This window comes from Prochlorococcus sp. MIT2302, assembly GCF_059772385.1.
In genome coordinates this window covers 1,507,755-1,528,028 of record NZ_CM186285.1, presented here as the reverse complement: position 1 = coordinate 1,528,028, position 20,274 = coordinate 1,507,755, and the positions used below count along the sequence as shown (strand labels likewise).

The following is a 20,274-nucleotide window of genomic DNA, read 5'->3' as shown; positions in this document are numbered from 1 at the left end:
CTTATAAAGTTGTTTTGATGATTTCCAATTGGAAGATTTTTGATCTAGGTAATAACTGTAGGAGTTGACATGCCTGTTAGTTTTGAAATCTGAGCTAGAGAGTCAATACTTTTAATTAAAGAGTCCAAGGCTGACTGCGGATCTTGATTGATATCACCATTACTGGGAACAAAGCTTTCAAAGTAGACTCTCAAAGTAGCTCCTTGAGTGCCGGTGCCAGAAAGTCTCACTAACACTCGACTACCATCATCCAATAAAATTCTCAAACCCTGGTTAAGCGTTATTGAACCATCCACTGGATCTGTATAGCTAAAATCATCAGCATTCTGAATTGTTCTTCCAGCAAAAGATTTATCTCTCAGACTGGGAAGCATATTACTCAATCTGGAATAAAGAGTATTTGCAACTTCAGATGGAATAGATTCATAATCATGACGAGAATAATAATGACGACCAAAAAATAGCCAATGGTTTCTCATTATCTCGGAAACAGACTTTTTCTTGGACGCAAGTATCTGCAACCAAAAGAGAACAGCCCACAATCCATCTTTCTCTCTTACATGATCACTTCCAGTCCCAAAGCTCTCCTCTCCACACAGAGTAATTTTATTGGCGTCCAAAAGATTACCAAAGAATTTCCATCCAGTAGGGGTTTCAAAGCAATTTATCCCTAAATGTTTTGCCACAACATCTACAGCTGAACTCGTCGGCATGGAACGAGCAACACCAGCTAAACCATTGGCATAGCCTGGTACACAATCGTAATTCGCAGCCAAAATTGCAAGACTATCACTAGGATTTACAAAGCAACCACGTCCTAAAATCATATTTCTATCGCCATCTCCGTCACATGCTGCTCCGAAGGAAAATAAATTTCCTTTTAAAAGCAAATCTGCAAGATCTTTTGCATAAGTCAAGTTTGGATCAGGATGAAGACCTCCAAAATCTTCCAAGGGTTTTCCATTCCTTACTGTTTCTAAATTGGCGCCTAAATAATCAACAAACAGACGCTTTGCATATGGCCCAGTAACAGCATTTAATGCATCAAAAACGATAGGAAAATCTTTGTTGATATAGGAACTAATCAAATCAAAGTCAAATATTTTTTTCATTAAATCTAAGTAATCTTCTACTCCGTCAATGATCTCAACAATCATTGACGCTAATTTATATTTACCAGTTGAAAAAGAATTATTTGATTCACATTGCACGATCTTATATTCTGTAAGATTTTTTGAGTAATTATAAATTTGATCAGTTAAAGATTCGGAAGCCGGTCCACCATTTGACCCATTTAGCTTGACTCCAAAATCACCTTCAACTCCACCTGGATTATGACTAGCAGACAAAATAATTCCACCTATTGCTTTATTGATGCGAATTAAATTAGAAGCCGCGGGGGTAGATAAAATACCATCTACAGTTGTTATAACTTTCTGAATACCATGTGCGGCTGCCATGCGAATGATGATATCAATAGCTCTTGTATTGCCGTATCGTCCATCACCTCCTACAACCAAAACACCTCCTCGCACCCCAGGCAGAGAACACAAGATTGACTCAATAAAACTCTCAAGGTAGTGAGTCTTCTCGAATTGCAAAGTACTTTTCCTTAATCCAGAGGTACCTGGTTTCTGGTCAGTAAAAGGTGAGTTTAACTTAATTGTAAGTTGGCTAAATTCTGTAGAAAACACTTTGATAATAGATTAGTAAATGATATCGAGGATGAATAGAGAATCGAAATGGTAAATTTTAATTCAGTGAGGCATTTCAGAGGTACGAAGCATTGCGATAAACCAAAGGGTACTTAAAATCAACGCACTTAAAACACCCGGACCAAGTCCTAAATGTTCAATCGTAGTAGGAATTAATAATGGAAAAGCAATAGCACCTACTAATGGAGTAAAAGCAACAATTAAACGAACCATCAATGAATTGGGATTAAATTTAAAACCATTCTGATTCAGCCTTGGAATTTGGATTCGTATTATCAACTGGGGTAACTCTTTCAAATTTCATTGTTATGTTTCTTGAATCTATTCCATCTTTATCTATTGCTTTGATTGAATAGTTCTGAATACCATCTCTAAATGGAACTTGCAATCTAAAAGTTCCATCATTTGCCAATGGGACCTCTTCATCTTCAATAAACAATTTAGCTGAAGGATCCGTAGCTCCATACACAATTAATTCCGCATCAGCAACCAACCAAAAGGAGCGAGTTTGCTGAACCCCTCCAATACCAGATTCATTCAAACCACTAGCCCAAAGACCAGAACCAGATTCGTTATTTGAATTAATATCTCCTGGAACACCCTCTTGAAATTCTTCTGAGCCAACTCTTCGTGTTCTGAACTTTGTGGTTGCTGATTGATACAAGCGCTCATGCAAACCACTATCGGTTTTTTCTAATGCAAAATTTTCTATCTTAGGTTCAGTTGTAGACGCTGGAGCTTCCAAACTAAAAGGAACAAATTGATCAAGAATTTGTTCACTAGGATGTAATGAGGGGACTTTGGCTGAAGATGAATGAGCAAGTGACATCCATTTATGACCAATTCGATAACCGAGTTCGACCATATAGTCTCTCCCACCTAAAGGAATGGGTAAATACCATTCAGTACTGTGACTATCAACGACAACTTCTTGAAGAGTTCCAGGATTAGCTTCTCCGTTATTTGTATTGGTCACATCAGCTAAGCGCAAAGAAAGCCTATTAGCGCCTTCATTTTGAGCATTAGCACGATCTGTATCTGATATTTCCCAAAAGACATATGCCCACTCGGGATCACGAGGTAGAAAAACGACTTTAGTCTCAGGTGAACTTGAATAGGTTTCTTCTTTAGATGGTTCAACCTTATTGTTTATCAACTGTTTTTCTAGTTCTTTTTTTTCCTCATATAGAAAAACATTTTTTACTAAATCAGCCTTTGATTTTCTACTGTAAAGGGGAATACCTAATTTACTCGCTTTAATACGAAGCTGACGAAGTGTTAAACGTGACAGGGATTCTTGATCAATAGTCACGCCCATAAACCTCCATTTTTTGTTTGGGATCAGTGCGATAAGTATGTGATGAAATGTGCTCTTCTCGTTGATGTGGTCAGCATCTACTGACTCCAAGCAGAGAGCAAAAAAGAGGATCTTCAGAGAAAAAGCATTGCTATAACTAAAAAATAGGAGTTGCTTATCAATCCACGAATTCCAAACAAACGAAATAAATTCCAATTCAATCAAAAAAAAAATAAATCCTGATTCTTCAAATTTCAAAGACTTTTTTCTTTGGGATCATCTTTCTCAAAGAAATTTTTCCTTATGGATCAACCTTAGCGATATAAATCTGAGTAAGCGTCGATTAAATTTTTCAACGTCAAATCCAATGGAGGAATTTTCAAATCATTTGACAATCTTTCCAGTTGGATAGCTGCTCCAGAAAATTGCTCAAACATAACGTGCACGAACTCGTCATCTTTAAGCATGATTGGATTGTTCAAGCACCATTCAAGCCATTCCTCCTTCACAGGAAGCAAACCACCTGAGTGCTCTTTATTCATTGATTTAAAGCAATGCAGGCAGTGTGCAAGCATCCTTAAATGATGCTTTTCACTAACTGAAAGATTAGTCAATGCGATCAAATTTATATCCTCTTTACTTAAGGGGCTATTTGGAAAACTATCGACAAAATCAGATTGAATCATCTGGCGGGGGGACTATCTCTTACCTCTAAAGTTTAAAAGAATATTTATCTTTTGATAGATTTTATCTTATTTTTCTGCACCTATAAACAGAATAAAGATATTCATTCAATGACTATTACAAGCTCAAACGAGTAATTTAAAAATGAGATCAACTGTTTTAATAGGGGGTTACACAACTATTTCTATACATTGAAAAATCTTTTAGGAATTTCAAATAGATAAAAAAGCCTATTCCAGCAAAATTACCACTTGAAACGATCGCAAGTATTTTGGCGTAAGGTAATAGGAGATTGAAACTACTTTCGTAACACTGGGTTTTCCCTCTTGATTTGACTTAGAATGAAATTCGAGATCCAACTATCAAAACACTCTGATCCAATGACGAACCTCAAATGTCATAATTGAAGATTATCTTGGATCTTTAAAAGCCAAACTTTTCATAAATAAAAACTACTACGACTTGATTTAATCAAAATAAAATGACTCAATCTAATACTGTCGAAGAAATTGTTTCACAACCTTATAAGTATGGTTTTATAACTGAAATTGAAACTGAAAAAATCCCAAAAGGTTTAAATGAAGATGTTATTAGGCTAATTTCAGCAAAAAAAAATGAGCCTGATTTTTTATTGAAATTTCGTTTGCGAGCTTATGAACAATGGTTGAAGATGAAAGAACCTGACTGGTCCGGCTTATCTTATTCTAAAGTAGATTATCAAGATCTAGTTTATTATGCAGCTCCGAAGCAAGATATAAAGAAAAAAAGTTTAGATGAAGTTGATCCTAAATTGCTTGAAACTTTTGAAAAGCTAGGAATACCACTAAGTGAACAAAAAAGATTATCTAATGTAGCCGTAGATGCTGTTTTCGACAGCGTTTCCATCGCGACTACATACAAAGAAAAGCTCTCCGAACATGGAGTAATATTCTGCTCTATTAGTGAGGCTGTTAGTGAGTATCCAGATTTAATTGAAAAATACATAGGAACAGTTGTTCCTATAAATGACAACTTTTTTGCAGCCCTGAATTCTGCGGTTTTCAGTGATGGTTCATTTGTTTATATACCTAAAGGTGTCGAATGCCCAATGGAATTATCATCTTATTTTCGAATCAATTCTGGAGACACTGGTCAATTCGAAAGAACTTTAATTATCGCAGAAGAATCTTCTTCCGTTAGTTATCTAGAGGGCTGTACAGCACCCATGTTTGATACCAATACACTTCATGCTGCTGTTGTTGAGCTTGTCGCACTCGATAATGCATCTATCAAATACTCAACAGTACAAAATTGGTATGCAGGCAATGAAGAGGGTATTGGAGGAATATATAACTTCGTCACAAAAAGAGGAGAATGTCGAGGGGAAAAAAGCAAAATCAGCTGGTCTCAAGTCGAAACTGGATCTGCCATTACATGGAAATACCCAAGTTGCGTTTTACAAGGAGATAACTCAATTGGTGAATTTTATTCAATTGCATTAACTAATAATCTGCAAAAAGCGGACACTGGGACAAAAATGATTCACATAGGGAAAAATACAAAATCAAAGATCGTGAGTAAAGGGATTAGTGCAGGACAATCTAATAATAGCTATCGAGGTCTTGTCTCAATAAGCCCAAATGCTGAAGGTTCGCGCAATTACAGTCAATGTGACTCCATGTTGATCGGTGATAAAGCCAGCGCAAATACATATCCATATATTCAATCCAAGCAACCTCAATCCAATATTGAACATGAAGCCAGTACTTGTAGAATTTCAGAGGATCAACTGTTTTACTTGCAAAGTAGAGGAATTGATTTCGAAGAATCAGTCTCAATGTTAATCAGTGGATTTTGTAGTGATGTTTTCAATGAATTACCTATGGAATTTGCATCTGAAGCAGATAAACTTTTGGCTTTAAAATTGGAGGGTTCGGTTGGATAAAAATCAACTAAAATCTTACCTCTACTCTCTACAACTTCCCATCTAGTTTAGTGATTTCATCAACTTCAGAAACAATATTATCTATTAAAGATCTTCATGCCAGTGTTGAAGATAAGGAGATACTTCATGGAGTCAATCTATTAGTCAAAGAAGGAGAAATACATGCAATCATGGGTCGCAATGGGAGTGGAAAAAGTACACTTTCTAAAGTCATAGCTGGCCATCCATCTTATAAAGTTCTTTCTGGATCCATCCAATTTAAAGGTAAGAATATTCTTGAGCTCGCTCCTGAGGAAAGAGCAAGAATTGGGATTTTTCTTGGTTTCCAATACCCAGTAGAGATTCCTGGTGTTAGTAATCTAGAATTCTTAAGAGTTGCCACCAATTCAAGAAGAAAAGAATTAAATAAAAGTGAATTAGACACTTTTGAATTCGAAGATCTAGTAAAAGAAAGATTGCAAATAGTTGAAATGGATCCAGCCTTTCTACAAAGAAGCGTGAATGAAGGGTTCTCAGGCGGGGAGAAAAAACGTAACGAAATTCTTCAAATGGCTCTTATTGAGCCAGTTATATCAATACTCGACGAAACTGACTCAGGCCTTGATATCGATGCTCTCAGAATTGTTGCATCTGGGATCAATAAACTCTCGCAACCAAATTCGGCGACAATTTTAATAACCCACTATCAAAGACTACTCAATGAAATTACTCCTGACTTTGTACATATAATGGCTGATGGAAAAATAATAAAAACCGGAACAAAAGAACTAGCAATTGACCTTGAGAAATCAGGATATGAATTCATTGACCAAAATGCCAAAGACAATCAGATGGCAAAATGAAATCATCAACTATTTGCCAAGATTGGCTAGACTCTCTTCCACAAACTCAGGGTTTTTTAAAAAACGAACAATTAATAGGACGAGCATTCCTCTTAGAGCAAGGAATGCCCTCTAAAGATGATGAAGCGTGGAGATTATCCAATTTAAATAGGCTAAATACTTTTTTATCTTTACCAACAATGGTTGATAAAGAAGATAGTAAAGTTGAATCTAACTTCCCCGAGAAGGATAAAAACAGAGAGAGAATTATAATTATTCCTAATAAAAATCCAATTCTAAATATTAATTTGCCTGATGGAATTGAAAAATTAAATAGTAGAGAAATTGAAGATAATCTTGGCAAAATAGTTAAGTCAACAAACATAAAGAATGACTTTTCAGTCTATCTAAATCAGGCATCTAGTTTGGAGGTTTTAGCTTTAAAGGTTAAAAGTAATTTCAATCAATCATTAGAACTTGTAATTCCATCAGTAGATAAAAAATCAACCTCGACTAGGATCTTTCTGCTTATAGAAGAGGGAGCAAAATTAGATCTTTTGCAAATTTTTCTAGGTAACAATAATTCAGCACATAATCATTTAATTGAAATCAAACTAGAACCAAACGTAGAGCTAACTCATGGGTTAATTTCTTTTGGTGAAGAAAAAGAATCCTCCTCAATTTGTACTTTAGCTGTAGAACAAGCAGAGGAGAGTAAATATTCTCTTAATTCAATTCATCATGGTTGGAATTATGCTCGATTTGAACCCAGAATAATTCAAAGCAAAGGAGAAGCTTCCACAAATATCAGAGGGCTTCAAGTCACTAAATCAAAAGAGCAAATAGCAACACATTCTTTAATTAGATTTGATGGCCCAAATGGAAAGCTTGACCAATTACAAAAAGCCATCGCTTCTGAATATTCCCATTGCATTTTCAATGGTTCGATTGACGTTCCGCAAAAAGCACAAAAAACAGAAGCTGCTCAGCTCAGTAGAAATTTATTACTTTCCAAGCGCGCCAGGATAGATACAAAACCAGAACTTGAGATAGTTGCTGATGATGTCAGGTGTACTCACGGAGCAACTGTAAGCCAACTCCAAGATGAGGAATTATTTTATTTACTTAGTAGAGGTATTGATAATCAAGATGCTAATTCTTTGCTATTAAAAGGATATTGTGATGAAGTGATTTCACACTTTCGTAAAAGTGCTGGAAAATGGAATTTAATTGATAAATTAATACGAGATATAAAAAAGTGAACGATTTAGTACAAAAGATTGCTGAAAAAAGTAGAAATGATTTTCCACTATTTGCTGGGAATAATAATAATTTAGTATATTTAGACCATGCTGCTACTAGTCAAAAGCCACAAGCAGTAATTGATTCTTTAAAAAAATACTACAGCTTTGAAAATGCTAATGTTCATAGAGGTGCTCATCAGCTGAGTGCAATCGCAACACAAAAATTCGAACATTCAAGAAAGTTAACAGCAAAGTTTATTAATAGCAATAATGAAAAAGAAATTATTTTCACTAGAAATGCAACCGAAGCTATAAACCTTGCAGCTTATGCATGGGGAAATTCTGAACTTAAAGAAAGCGACGAAATATTGATAAGTTTAATGGAGCATCATAGTAATATAGTTCCATGGCAATTGATTGCAATCGCGAAAAAATGCAAACTAATCTATATCAATATCGACAAAAATGGAGAATTAGATCTTGATGATTTTAAAAAGAAATTGAGTGATAAAACTAAAATAGTCAGTCTTGTTCATGTAAGTAATACATTAGGTTGTTGTAATCCTATCGAGGAAATTACTGACCTTGCACATAAAAAAGGTAGCTTAGTTCTTCTAGATGCCTGTCAAAGTCTTGCTCATAAGCCCGTAGATGTAAAGAAATTAGGTATTGATTTTCTGGCAGGATCTTCTCATAAACTTTGCGGTCCTACAGGAATAGGATTTTTATGGGGTAGAGAAGAAATTTTGGAGAGAATTCCCCCCTTCCTTGGAGGAGGAGAAATGATTAACGAAGTGTTTATGGATAAAAGCACATGGGCAGACTTACCGCATAAATTCGAAGCAGGAACTCCAGCCATAGGAGAAGCAATTGGAATGGGAACCGCACTTAATTATTTGCAATCAATTGGATTGAACGAAATCAATAATTATGAGAAAGAATTAACAAAATATCTTTTTGAAAAATTAGAGGAGATAGATGATTTAACGATTCTTGGGCCTAGCCCTCTAATTAAAGCTGATAGAGGACCATTAGCTACCTTTTACATAAAGGGGATACACTCCAATGATTTGGCTGAGTTACTCGATAGCAATAACATTTGCATAAGAAGCGGTCATCATTGCTGCCAACCACTGCATCGCTTCTATGGGATAAAAAGCACAGCCAGAGCAAGTTTGAGCTTTACATCTACTCCATCAGAAATTGATTCTCTTACTGAAGAAATTAAATCAGTAATTTCTTTTTTAAGGAAAAATTCTTAAACATTTATATTTAGGTATTTTCTAAAAAAAGCCTCTGTTTTTCTTAAAACATCAACTTTTATTTTTCCATCCTTAAATCCATGACCTTCGTTATTAAATAAATAAATTTCAACTGGGATTTCACGTTTTATTAATTGATCCTTAATTGCAATAGATTGATCAGAAAGTATAACTTTATCTTTTAAGCCATGAAACAAAATCAATGGCTTTTTGATAAAATCAACATTTTTAATTGGTGATCTTTGAACATATTTTTCATAATCAATTTGGATATTTCCTATTAAATAATCTAAATAAAATTCCTCAAATCTATGGGTTGAATTAGCCATGCCTATCAAATCAGTTACAGCATATTTACATGCTCCAATATTAAAAATGTCAGTTGATACCAAGCAATTTAAAGCTGTATAACCCGATGCACTACTCCCTACAATCGCAATACGCTCCTTATCAGCCTTACCAGAATCAATCAATGACTGAGCTGCCTTAGCACAATCCAAAACATCGATTACACCCCAATTACCTTTCAATCGATCTCTATATTCCCTACCAAAACCAGAAGAACCTCGGTAATTAACATCAACGACGGCCCAACCTCTCGATGTCCAAAATTGCACCTCTAGGTCCAATCCACAACGAGCCATGCCAGTAGGACCGCTGTGACTTTTCACTAATAATGGAGGTAACAAGATTTCTTTATTAAGAGGTGGATAATACCAAGCATGCACACTCTCTTCATTTGATCCGGAAAACCAAAAAGATTCGCCAATACTTATTTGCTTTGGGTCCAAACTAAATGAAGAGGCAGGAGTATGATCCCAACTTTGACTCAATAAATCTATTTCAAAAATACCTTCACTTATTTCTGAACTACTGGCAATTGCAACAAGTCGATTTTGAAACGAATGAAGACCTGAGAACTCAATAAAAGGTTGGTCAATAATTTGAATGTAACCATTTTTTTGAAATAAAGCTAAAGTCCAAATTCCTTCTTGAGCAAAAACACCAACAACATCATCCCCGAGACATGAAAAGCTAGACATCCCAAGGACCCATTGTGGAAAAGCAATTTCAGCCCTGATAGTCCATTGATTCTGAAAAATAGTAATTGAATTATTATTAGTGTCAGTTTTAATCTTTGTTAAATTCCACCATCCACTACTATCTTCAGCAACAAATAGATCACCTTTACCAGACCAAATAGGATTAAAAAATGATATTCTTTTTGTCAGATTTAAATATTCTTTATTAACAGTTAGTGTATTAATTATATTTCCTCTCTCATCCAATTTAGCTAACTTTAATTCATTTAAATCCCAAGGCATTGAAGTATTTTCCCATTCAAGCCATGCTAATTTTCTATCTTTACAATTCAGCGCAAGATAGCCTAAAAGGGACTTAGATGAATAAATAAATTTTGGATATTGGTCAATTTTCTCTAAAGAATAAGAAACTATATGATCTCCTTCTTCATCTTCCATCAATCCAATCCAAATATTCTGTTGAAGGTCAATCACCCCACCCGCAAGAAAATAATTATGTTTTTTTGAAAGACAAATTGATTGTATTTTTGGTATTAATTTAAAAGAAGAAGATTTTTCATTTGCATCTTCAGAAGACCAAGTTCTCATCCATAAGCAGTTATCTTTATTGTCTACCCAAGTTAATATAAGATCTGATCCATTTAAAGTAGCTGTTAAAGGGGCACCACCATAACCATGAATTTTTGTCCTTAGATCACTTGGATAAGGTGTTAACTCTTGAGGTGATAAATCTTTTTGTCTCCAAGGTCTAATTAAAGCTGTAGTTCTGCCCTTTTCTTGTGGTCTTTGTTCTAACCATAAAACCCAGTCACCTATGATCTGAGGCTCTTTAAATATGGGGGCATCTCCATAAACTTTTTCAGCATCCAAAATTGTCATTGTTTAGTTTTTAGTTCATGTTGAGAGTCGATAATTAATTCGCTCATATCAGTGAAAACAAAGTAAAGTAACAATTGATGTTCTTCTGATATTCCTTTGGCTGGAAGTTTTGCTCAACTTGCAAAAAATGCAGAAAAAAAGAAAACTCTTAATACAGTCCCTAAAGAAGCTGTAAAAAATCCTCCTTTAAAGATTTATATGCTTGGTGAAGAAACCTTAAGGACTCCTGCTAATCGCATAGTAAAGGTTGACGATTCAATTAGAAAGCTTGCGAAAGATATGCTCATAACCATGTATTCAGCGAAAGGAATTGGTTTAGCAGCACCACAAGTTGGAGTGCAAAAAAGAATAATTGTAATTGATTTAAATTTTGAAGATCCACATACCCATCCAAATATTTTTATCAACCCTGAAATAATTTCCTCTAGTGCCAGCTTAGATACTTATGAAGAAGGATGTCTAAGCATACCTGGTGTTTATCTCAATGTAGTAAGGCCCTCCTCGATTAAATTTAGTTATCGAGACGAGATGGGTAGACCAAAAAAAATGAATGCTGAGGGTCTCATGGCACGATGCGTTCAGCATGAGATTGACCATCTCAATGGAGTTTTATTTGTTGATAAAGTTACTGATCAAGATGAGCTAAAAAAACAATTAACAGAAAATAAGTTCAACGAACAAGATGTTATAAAAGAATCCGATTGAAAGACTAATGTCAATTCAAACTACAAAGAATCGCCTTAGATTCTTACTATATGCATCGCTTCTGATTTAATGGCAACAATTTTCGATAAAATTCTCAGCGGTGAAATACCTTGTGATGAGGTTTTTAGTGACGAGAAATGCTTGGCTTTTAAAGACATAACTCCTCAAGCTCCTACTCATATTTTAATAATTCCAAGAAAACCCATTAAAAGCCTTAAAGAGATAAAAAAAGAAGATCAAGAATTACTAGGCCATTTACTTTTAAAAGGAACTGAAATTGCTAATGCTGTTGGTTTAGAAAGTTGGAGAACAGTTATCAATACTGGAGAGGGAGCAGGCCAAACAGTTTTTCACTTACATATCCACCTCATTGGCGGAAGGGAATTAAGTTGGCCACCAGGGTAAATCCTCAATTTTCATGATTTTCTAGCTATTGACACGATCGCACTACTGGCTTAGTTATCGACTCAGCTTCACCCATATATGCGCTATAAGATATCTAATTAATAGCGTCAAATGGATTCCCAAACTGCTGCGGATAAAAACAGCCTTATAAATAAAATAAGCACCAATTTACAAGATTATTGGTCAAAACTTAGTGACAAACAGCAGACCATTTTAAAAAAAATATGGGCAATCTTAACTTACAAATGGCAATGGCAGATAATTCTGAATGCACCTTTTTTGGTTATTTGGGCTTTAGATCAAACTATCCCAGCTGTTCACTCTTTTGATATGCAGCTTATTTCTTCGCTACCAATACCAATGATAATAAAAACATATTTGGGTTTTAGCTAGGATATACAAATAAATGACTTTGATGAGTTTCTGCTCTCAAAAAGTGTAAAATTTAACTTTAAAAAATAAGTTAGCCTTATTACTAATCAAGTATTTATTGACTTTGAAATAATCTAATTAATATGACCTCATCAATTTCGAAAGCTCAAAAAGGACTCGTAAGCCAACTTATTAAATTAAGAAAGCTTACTCAACCATATTTTTTACCTTATACAAAAAACAATGGCTGGCTATTTGTCTATTTATTAATTGCTTTATTATTTTGTGTAGGAGGTACAGTTCTATTTTTACTTACAGGTTTAATGAGCCTGCTAAGCAACGTAGTTCCAGAGATAACAAATCAGTTTTTAGGAGGTGTCCAAAATTCCTTAAAGGTCATTTGGGAAGGTCCTTCAGGAATAATAATTTCAAGTTTATTTGCCTTAGGAATTTTTTCATTCATCACAGTTCGTGGTCAGTTAAGGCAAAAAAGATGGCTGCCTTGGCTTTTACTAGGCGTAATCATATTAATGTTGTTGTCTGTCAACGGAATCAACGCTGGAATCACTTTTCTTGTAAGGGATATTACTAACGCATTAATACAGAAAGATGAACAAGAAAGTTATAAAAACTTGTGGATTCTTGGTATTTGTTTTATTGCAGCTCTTCCAATAAGAAGCTTCCAATTTTATTTTTCAGCAAAGCTTCAGCTTTTATGGAGAGAGTGGTTATCTAAAAGCCTGATAAATGATTACTTAGATGATAGAACATATTACATATTAAATCCCAACGATGAATCTGAAACGAATGTCGATAACCCAGATCAAAGAATCACAGAAGATGCCAGAGACTTTACTGCTCAAACAATTGACCTATCGCTGAATATTTTTGATTCATTATTAGTATTTTCACTAAACATTTTTATTTTGCTGAGTATTAGTAAAGAGCTAACACTTGCTCTGATAGTTTACGCCACATTAGTTTCATCTTTACTACTTTTTGCTAGTAGAAAATTGTTCAAATTAAATTATGATCAATTACGATTTGAAGCTGATTTTCGTTATGGTCTTGTTCACGTGAGAAACAACGCAGAATCAATAGCTTTTTATTCTGGTGAAAATCAAGAAGAAAAAGAAGTCAGTAGAAGACTGAAGTCTGTGGTTGATAACTTTAATCTTTTAATAATATGGGAAGCATTATTAAGAGTGCTCCAACGCTCTGGAATATATGGGAGTGTTTTTATTCCTTTCATTATTCTTTCAGGGCCAATTCTTAGTGGGCAAATGGACTATGGAAGTTTTCAACAAGCCAATTTAAACTATAACCTTCTCGAGGGATCACTCTTTTTTATCATTTACAAAATAGAGGCTTTGGCTAGATTCTCAGCTTCGATAGGCAGACTTGAAGGGTTTCAATCAAACATGAATGAGATTAGAAATAATCAGTTTGCTGACTTCAAAGCAGAAATTAAAACCAACGATTCTATTGTTCTAAAGAATGTAAGTATCAAAACCCCTGGGAAAGAGAATTTCCTAATTAATGAATTAAATCTAAGTATCGAATCAGGTCAAAGTTTACTTGTCGTAGGACCCTCTGGATGCGGTAAGACGTCTTTACTTCGAGCTATTAGTGGTCTTTGGGCAATTCAATCCGGCACCATAGAAACACCCTCAAATGGTGATCTACTATTTATTCCACAAAAACCATATATGACTCTTGGCTCTTTGAGAGAGCAGCTTTGCTACCCATTAGATAAAAACAGATTTAGCGATGATCATTTAAAAGCCGTTCTAGATGAAGTCAAGTTACCTCAAATCATTCAAAGGTATCCCGACCTAGATATTAAACAAGATTGGCAAAGGCTTTTATCTCTTGGAGAACAACAAAGGTTAGCTTTTGCAAGACTTTTGTTGAATTCACCTAAATACGTTGTTTTAGATGAAGCAACCAGTGCATTAGACGTCAACACAGAAAAACATCTTTATGAACTTCTTAACCATCGCGAGATGGCTTGCATTAGCGTTGGACATAGGCCAACCTTGAAGAACTATCATGAAAATGTACTTGAAATAACTGAGAATGCATGTTGGCGATTGTTGCCTGCTACAAGTTACCAATTTACCGAGAACTAGTTATTTCTATGAACTCAAATACTGAAACAACTCAAGATATTCAATCAACTGAGCCAGAGCAAACTGATTCAGAAACGAAAGATCTTTCATCTAGTGCAACCACAAATGATATTCCTGAATTTGGATGGAGTGGATACGCAGAAAGAATTAATGGAAGATTTGCAATGATCGGTCTAATGGCAGTTCTAATTGTAGAAGCAATTAGCAAGACATCTTTTTTAGAATGGGCTGGAATAATTAGTAAATGATAATTTTTTGCTTAATCATCAAATCTTGAATTGTTATCTCTAGGTCTCGACTTTCTTGTAGATGATGAATACGTACCTTTAGAAGATGATCTTTTATTAGAAGCAGGTTTTGCACCAGAATTTTGTTCAGGCCCTCTACTAGTTCTTTTTACAGCCTTATCAACACTAGAAAAAGCCGCGTCTTCAATATTTTTATCAGTTTTAGGAGACCTGCTAGATCTGTAGGAAGGTCTTGTTAAATCATTAGTGTTAGTCGATGATGAAGATCGTTGTGAGGTGTTAGGTATATCATTTCTTCTACTACTTGAAGTTTCTCTACTGGCAGAAGGACGAGTTCCTCTTCTGCTCTCTTGACGGCTAATTCGCCTTTCTCCAAAATTTGAAGATCTTGCTGAAGAAGATTCTGGATTATTAAACCTTTCCATTCTCCTTTCTCTCTCATCTCCTCGATAATTAATTCTTGAAGAATCGATATCTCTTGGCCTTCTACTTACAGCTTGCTCAGGTATGACAGCCCTAGATGGACGTCTTCCATAACTTTCATCGTCTGCATACTCTTCTTGATACTCATCCCTACCTGAAAATCTTCTATTGATAGGTTGAGATTCCTCAAATCGACCATAATCCCTATCAGAGCCTGCATCAGACAAACCTCCCCTAGAAGATCTTGGCAACTCAAGTTCATCATCAAAATATGAAGATCTACGTGCTTGATCGGTTGCAATCCCTCTTAGTCGAACACTCTCATAAGCAAAAAATACAGTAGTACCTGCAAGCAAAAATTGTCCAAACTGAAGTATAGGATCTAAACGCCATCCTTGAAAAAAAAGTATTCCGCCACAGAGCAAACCTATAGCGGCAAAAAATACATCGTAATCTCTCGCCAATGCTGGCTTAAAAGATCTGAGAAAATATAAGCCAGCTCCGCATACAGCAAGAACTATGCCAACAATGCTGGCCCAATTTAGACTGGCATTGACCAAGTTTGCCCTCTTAAATAAAGATTTTCAGGTTGAAACCAACCCTTATTGCTATCAGTCTATGGCATAAACAGGTGATTGCTAGGGCTATCTACTCAATGCATCTTTTTGGCTAACCCAAATCAATGCAGCTGCTGCAGGTGCAACTATCAAGGCACCAGCCGCAAGAAAACTGCCTATCATCCCCACAGCAGAACTTGTTGCAGCTTGACTGGAAGCTCCAGCGCTAAGGAACAAATTTAATAAATGAAAAGCCATTTCAGCTAATTCTTATGCAAGACCGAGTAATCTTACGCAATAAAAGATGATTTATACCATCTATTCAATAATGCTTTGAGCTTTGTGATGCCTCTGTTAATTAAAAGTCTTCCAACCCTGCATTTTTTAATGGGTTTTTTTATAGGTTTGCTAACCCTTGCATTCCTTCTCAGAATTATTTTGACTTGGTATCCAAAAATAGATTTAAGAACTGGTTTTTGGCCAATTATCTTCTTACCAACTGAGCCCATACTGATAGCTACTAGAAAAATTGTTGCTCCTATAGGAGGGGTAGATGTTACCCCAATTATTTGGGTGGGTCTCTTAAGTCTTTTTCGTGAATTATTTCTTGGCCAACAAGGTTTACTAACACAAATTATATTTTGATCCTAAGAGCTGTTTATAACATTTCCTGTTCAACAAACTTTGTATGAACATCGCCTTTTACAAATTCTTTTCTCTGCAATAATTTTAAATGAAAATCAATAGTAGTTGTAATTCCTGTTACTGCACATTCGTTTAAAGCTCTTTCCATTCGTTTAAGCGCAGCTTCTCTATCTCGTCCCCAAACTATTAATTTTCCTATTAAAGAATCATAAAAAGGAGGAATATCGTAACCCGTGTACACATGACTATCTACTCTTACACCTGGGCCACCAGGTGGCAACCAGCCTGTTATTTTGCCAGGAGAGGGTCTGAAATTATGACTAGGATCTTCGGCATTAATTCTGCATTCAATTGCATGGCCCTCAAGCTTAATATCTGACTGACTAAATTGTAATTTTTCCCCGCCTGCAATACGTAATTGTTCTGCTATTAGATCCATACCAGTAACTAATTCCGTTACTGGATGCTCTACTTGTATTCGAGTGTTCATCTCCATAAAGTAGAAGTTTCCATGGCGATCCAGCAGGAATTCCACTGTCCCAGCACCTTCATAATTGATACTTTTTGCAGCTGCAACAGCTGCTTCTCCCATCTTGATTCTTAAGTTATCATCTAAAGCTGGACTTGGTGATTCCTCTAATAATTTCTGATGCCGTCTTTGAATCGAGCAATCTCTTTCTCCAAGGTGAACAACGTTACCAAAACGATCAGCAAGAATCTGCACCTCAACATGTCTTGGGAGATCAATAAATTTCTCCATATACAAACCTGGATTTCCAAATGCAGCTTCTGCTTCCCCTTGCGCAGCTTTAAAAAGATTCTCCAATTCATCTGAATGTCCTACTAAACGCATGCCTCTTCCACCACCTCCTGCAGTTGCTTTAATCATGACTGGATAACCCATTTCAGAGGCAAGCTTGGATGCAGCTGAAACACTATCTAGTAAACCTTCACTTCCAGGTACGGTAGGAACTCCCACCTTTTGCATGGTCGTTTTAGCCGTTGACTTATCCCCCATAGAACGAATTGCATGGGGTGATGGACCAACAAAAATAAGCCCATGATCCCCACAAATCTCTGCAAATCGATCATTCTCGGCTAAAAAACCATACCCTGGGTGAATAGCATCTACACCTCTCGAGGTCGCTGCAGCTAATATATTCGGGATATTTAAATAACTCTTACTGCTAGGCGAATCTCCAACGCATACCGCCTCATCAGCTAATTGAACATGTAAAGCATTTTTATCAACCGTACTGTAAACAGCAACAGTTGCTATCCCCATCTCACGACAACTCCGGAGAATTCTTAAAGCTATTTCGCCACGATTAGCTATTAGCAATTTGCCTATGGGCATTCAAAATTATTAGGTCTTCAGCCGGATCGTATCAGTATTGGTACCCAAGATTAAAACCAATTAGGTAGAAGCTTAATAGGTTTAGCATTATGATCATGGTTACTTAGTGCTTAACTGAGTTAACTTGCGGATGTGGCGGAATTGGTATACGCGCATGTCTAAGGAACATGTGGCTTCGGCCTTGCGAGTTCAAGTCTCGCCATCCGCATTATTAAAGCTGATGCTCATCTGTAAATGAGTAGTAATTCTTTAGCAATTATTTTCATCTCAAATGGACCAGGCGAACTATCTACATGGGTTAAACCAATAGCCCAAGAACTTCATCAGCAAATAGCGTTAAGACCAAAAGCAAATAATTCTCCGATATCTTTAAATTTGGTATTAGTTCCATGCCCAAATGCCACTGGTCATGAAGCTATTGTGGCAAAAGATTGGTTTCTATTTGAAAAGATAATAAAGGCAAATAATTTCTTAAAGCTTCTTATTCATCCTAAAAAATTTGGTTCATGGCCTTCCCAAGGGTTAGTAATTTTTTTAGGCGGAGATCAATTTTGGAGCGTTCTACTATCAGCAAGATTGAAATATTTGAATATGACATATGCAGAGTGGATTGTGAGATGGCCTTTTTGGAATAATCGTATCCTCGCAATGTCAGAAAAGATTGTTGAAAAAGTACCTAAACAAATTCAAAATCGTTGTTCTGTAATTGGAGACCTCACAGCTGACTTAAATGAAACTGCAAAAATTGATAACCCCCTCCCTGCTGGCAAGTGGATTGCACTCATGCCAGGTTCAAAAAGCGCGAAATTAAAAATTGGAATACCTTTTTTTCTTGATGTGGCAGATAAAATATCCGAGTTAATGCCAGAATGTAAGTTTTTAATACCTATTGCTCCTACCACAAACTTAGATGAAATTAATTACTTTGGTAGTAGCAAAAATCCAATTTCTAAGCAATATACGTCTGGTATCAAATCAATTAATAAAGCCAATGATAAAGAAGAGAGAGGAATATTAGTTACTACTAACTCTACAGTCATTTTTATACAAGAAAAGCATCCAGCATATAGTGATCTTAGCCAATGTGATATTGCCCTAACGACAGTAGGCGCAAACACTGCCGAGCTAGGATCATTAAATATTCCGATGATAGTCGTTGTACCTACGCAGCATATTTTAGTAATGGACGCATGGGATGGTTTCCTAGGCTTAATAGCTAGATTGCCAATTTTGAAATGGTTCATAGGATTAATAATTAGCCTAGTAAAACTAAAAAATAGAGGTTTCCTGGCTTGGCCAAATATTTCTGCAGAAAGGATGATTGTCCCGGAAAGAATCGGCAATATAACCCCATCACAAATAGCTAAAGAAACTATTGATTGGCTAAATTCTCCCTCAAGGCTTTCTGGTCAAAAACAAGATCTTCAAGCACTCAGAGGCAATAAAGGGGCAACAAAAAAATTTTGTCAGCAAATTATTAATCTTTTAGAAGAAAAGAAATTTTTAAAATAATTACCATGGATCTTCAATATCTAAAAGTTCGTTATCCTTGGTTTTAGAATCTTGAGATTCTTTGATAGATAATTCATCTAAGGGTTCTACATCTATAGGTTCTTGTTCTCTGGTAATTTTTGATCTATTTTTAATTTTTGGAGAAGCTATATTACCTTGAAAACTGTCATTCTTATTGTTTAATTGTGATTGATTATTGCCAACATCATCTGCATCAATTTCGGAGTAAATTGATGATTGGTTAGTTTCATCAAGATATCTTAATTCTTGGTCATATTGTTGTTCTTCTGAATCTTTTAATTCTACATATTCCATCTCTTCTTCTTCAAAGATTTCCTCTTGGGATTGTTCTAGTAGACGTTGATCATCATTTTCACTATCGCCAGAAGCTAATTGATTTTCAACTGGGACAAGATTAACTCTATACCTATCTCTTTCGCTTTCTTCCCATCCCGAATTGCCTACACCAAGCTTTTCAAGAAAACCGCTATTTAATTGTTTTAATTTCTCTTCAGCTCCCTCATAAACAATTATTCGATCTGGGCCACTACTCACTATTTCATCAACAGGCATTTCCCAAGTACTTAAAACTCCCTCGCCTAATAAAGGAACGCCTAATGCTCCCATAACTAAAGTAAGTAATTCTCCTGTTTCAATATCAAAAGAAAATCCAAGTACTCTTCCCAACTGATCTCCTGATTCAGTAATTACCTGGCAATTAATAACTTTATTAAATTTTTCGGGAACAAAGTTTTCATTTAAGGAGTCTGTTGTATCTACTAAAATCACATCCCCTACTTGACGGATCTGATCAAGAGGCAGCCATCTAGGCAAACCAGGTAAAAAACGTGTTAAAGGATTATCTCGTAGTCCCAAAGCAACAACCTCTCTACGATCAAGATCAACAACCACTTCTCCCACTAAGCCAAGCCTTCGTCCAGTATCACGAGTAATAACCTGAGTCCCCATTAACTCAGAGCGAAGCCATAATCTGTCACTTGGAACAGCTGATGGTGATTCTTGTTGGGCTTGAGTGTTGGTCAACTCAA

General features: G+C 35.7%; 20 protein-coding genes and 1 tRNA gene. 12 read left to right on the top strand and 9 right to left on the bottom strand.

Going from position 1 to position 20,274, the window contains the following annotated elements; translation table 11 throughout:
• Positions 1-44 precede the first annotated feature (44 nt).
• The 4 genes from AC6EI2_RS08780 to AC6EI2_RS08765 form a co-directional block, all read right to left on the bottom strand.
• On the bottom strand, positions 45-1,694 hold the full coding sequence (locus AC6EI2_RS08780; RefSeq protein WP_498461967.1) for an alpha-D-glucose phosphate-specific phosphoglucomutase: 1,650 nt from the start codon (positions 1,692-1,694) through the stop codon (positions 45-47).
• 63 nt (positions 1,695-1,757) lie between these two features.
• On the bottom strand, positions 1,758-1,928 hold the full coding sequence (locus AC6EI2_RS08775) for a DUF8677 family protein (protein WP_498461966.1): 171 nt from the start codon (positions 1,926-1,928) through the stop codon (positions 1,758-1,760).
• A 19-nt stretch (positions 1,929-1,947) separates the two neighbouring features.
• Positions 1,948-3,027 carry a DUF4912 domain-containing protein gene (locus tag AC6EI2_RS08770; RefSeq protein ID WP_498463476.1) on the bottom strand — a complete coding sequence of 360 codons (1,080 nt, stop codon included), beginning with the start codon at positions 3,025-3,027 and terminating at the stop codon, positions 1,948-1,950.
• 299 nt (positions 3,028-3,326) lie between these two features.
• The gene (locus AC6EI2_RS08765; protein ID WP_498461965.1) at positions 3,327-3,698 is read right to left on the bottom strand and encodes an NDH complex assembly factor CRR9; all 372 of its coding nucleotides are present in this window, start codon (positions 3,696-3,698) and stop codon (positions 3,327-3,329) included.
• 479 nt (positions 3,699-4,177) lie between these two features.
• Between AC6EI2_RS08765 and sufB the strand changes: the two genes are divergently transcribed.
• The 4 genes from sufB (at position 4,178) to AC6EI2_RS08745 (ending at position 8,947) form a co-directional block, all read left to right on the top strand.
• Positions 4,178-5,620: a Fe-S cluster assembly protein SufB gene (sufB, locus tag AC6EI2_RS08760; protein ID WP_498461964.1), complete on the top strand. Its 1,443-nt coding sequence runs from the start codon at positions 4,178-4,180 to the stop codon at positions 5,618-5,620.
• A gap of 50 nt (positions 5,621-5,670) precedes the next feature.
• A complete protein-coding gene (gene sufC, locus AC6EI2_RS08755; RefSeq protein WP_498461963.1) occupies positions 5,671-6,462 on the top strand; it encodes a Fe-S cluster assembly ATPase SufC in 792 nt (263 codons plus the stop codon).
• A 104-nt stretch (positions 6,463-6,566) separates the two neighbouring features.
• Positions 6,567-7,703, top strand: a complete 1,137-nt coding sequence (sufD, locus tag AC6EI2_RS08750) for a Fe-S cluster assembly protein SufD (RefSeq protein WP_498461962.1) — start codon at positions 6,567-6,569, stop codon at positions 7,701-7,703.
• Positions 7,700-8,947 carry an aminotransferase class V-fold PLP-dependent enzyme gene (locus tag AC6EI2_RS08745; protein ID WP_498461961.1) on the top strand — a complete coding sequence of 416 codons (1,248 nt, stop codon included), beginning with the start codon at positions 7,700-7,702 and terminating at the stop codon, positions 8,945-8,947. The genes sufD and AC6EI2_RS08745 overlap by 4 nt, the downstream gene beginning before the upstream one ends.
• Here AC6EI2_RS08745 and AC6EI2_RS08740 read toward each other — a convergent pair.
• Positions 8,944-10,869, bottom strand: a complete 1,926-nt coding sequence (locus AC6EI2_RS08740; RefSeq protein WP_498461960.1) for an alpha/beta hydrolase family protein — start codon at positions 10,867-10,869, stop codon at positions 8,944-8,946. The genes AC6EI2_RS08745 and AC6EI2_RS08740 overlap by 4 nt on opposite strands.
• A 96-nt stretch (positions 10,870-10,965) precedes the next feature.
• Here AC6EI2_RS08740 and def point away from each other — a divergent pair, with 96 nt between their 5' ends.
• The 5 genes from def (at position 10,966) to AC6EI2_RS08715 (ending at position 14,731) form a co-directional block, all read left to right on the top strand.
• Positions 10,966-11,574, top strand: coding sequence for a peptide deformylase (gene def / locus AC6EI2_RS08735; protein ID WP_498461959.1), 609 nt, complete (start codon positions 10,966-10,968; stop codon positions 11,572-11,574).
• A gap of 69 nt (positions 11,575-11,643) precedes the next feature.
• A complete protein-coding gene (locus AC6EI2_RS08730) occupies positions 11,644-11,979 on the top strand; it encodes a histidine triad nucleotide-binding protein (protein ID WP_498461958.1) in 336 nt (111 codons plus the stop codon).
• Between the two features lie 111 nt (positions 11,980-12,090).
• Positions 12,091-12,372 carry a hypothetical protein gene (locus AC6EI2_RS08725; RefSeq protein ID WP_498461957.1) on the top strand — a complete coding sequence of 94 codons (282 nt, stop codon included), beginning with the start codon at positions 12,091-12,093 and terminating at the stop codon, positions 12,370-12,372.
• 122 nt (positions 12,373-12,494) lie between these two features.
• Positions 12,495-14,483: an ABC transporter ATP-binding protein/permease gene (locus AC6EI2_RS08720; protein WP_498461956.1), complete on the top strand. Its 1,989-nt coding sequence runs from the start codon at positions 12,495-12,497 to the stop codon at positions 14,481-14,483.
• A gap of 8 nt (positions 14,484-14,491) precedes the next feature.
• Positions 14,492-14,731, top strand: a complete 240-nt coding sequence (locus AC6EI2_RS08715; protein ID WP_498461955.1) for a CAB/ELIP/HLIP family chlorophyll-binding protein — start codon at positions 14,492-14,494, stop codon at positions 14,729-14,731.
• An 11-nt stretch (positions 14,732-14,742) separates the two neighbouring features.
• Here the strand turns inward: AC6EI2_RS08715 and AC6EI2_RS08710 are convergent, their stop codons facing one another.
• Positions 14,743-15,714, bottom strand: a complete 972-nt coding sequence (locus AC6EI2_RS08710; RefSeq protein WP_498461954.1) for a Ycf66 family protein — start codon at positions 15,712-15,714, stop codon at positions 14,743-14,745.
• Between the two features lie 84 nt (positions 15,715-15,798).
• Positions 15,799-15,969: a photosystem II reaction center protein PsbX gene (gene psbX, locus AC6EI2_RS08705; protein WP_269609333.1), complete on the bottom strand. Its 171-nt coding sequence runs from the start codon at positions 15,967-15,969 to the stop codon at positions 15,799-15,801.
• An 87-nt stretch (positions 15,970-16,056) separates the two neighbouring features.
• Here psbX and AC6EI2_RS08700 point away from each other — a divergent pair, with 87 nt between their 5' ends.
• Positions 16,057-16,356, top strand: a complete 300-nt coding sequence (locus AC6EI2_RS08700) for a YggT family protein (RefSeq protein WP_498461953.1) — start codon at positions 16,057-16,059, stop codon at positions 16,354-16,356.
• 13 nt (positions 16,357-16,369) lie between these two features.
• Here AC6EI2_RS08700 and accC read toward each other — a convergent pair whose 3' ends face one another.
• Positions 16,370-17,713: an acetyl-CoA carboxylase biotin carboxylase subunit gene (gene accC / locus AC6EI2_RS08695; RefSeq protein WP_498461952.1), complete on the bottom strand. Its 1,344-nt coding sequence runs from the start codon at positions 17,711-17,713 to the stop codon at positions 16,370-16,372.
• 126 nt (positions 17,714-17,839) lie between these two features.
• Between accC and AC6EI2_RS08690 the strand changes: the two genes are divergently transcribed.
• Both AC6EI2_RS08690 and AC6EI2_RS08685 read left to right on the top strand, forming a co-directional pair.
• Positions 17,840-17,921 (top strand) — tRNA-Leu (locus AC6EI2_RS08690).
• Positions 17,922-17,947: 26 nt separating this feature from the next.
• Positions 17,948-19,225 carry a glycosyltransferase family protein gene (locus AC6EI2_RS08685; RefSeq protein WP_498461951.1) on the top strand — a complete coding sequence of 426 codons (1,278 nt, stop codon included), beginning with the start codon at positions 17,948-17,950 and terminating at the stop codon, positions 19,223-19,225.
• Here AC6EI2_RS08685 and AC6EI2_RS08680 read toward each other — a convergent pair whose 3' ends face one another.
• The gene (locus AC6EI2_RS08680; protein ID WP_498461950.1) at positions 19,226-20,269 is read right to left on the bottom strand and encodes a PRC-barrel domain-containing protein; all 1,044 of its coding nucleotides are present in this window, start codon (positions 20,267-20,269) and stop codon (positions 19,226-19,228) included.
• Between the last annotated feature and the right edge of the window lie 5 nt (positions 20,270-20,274).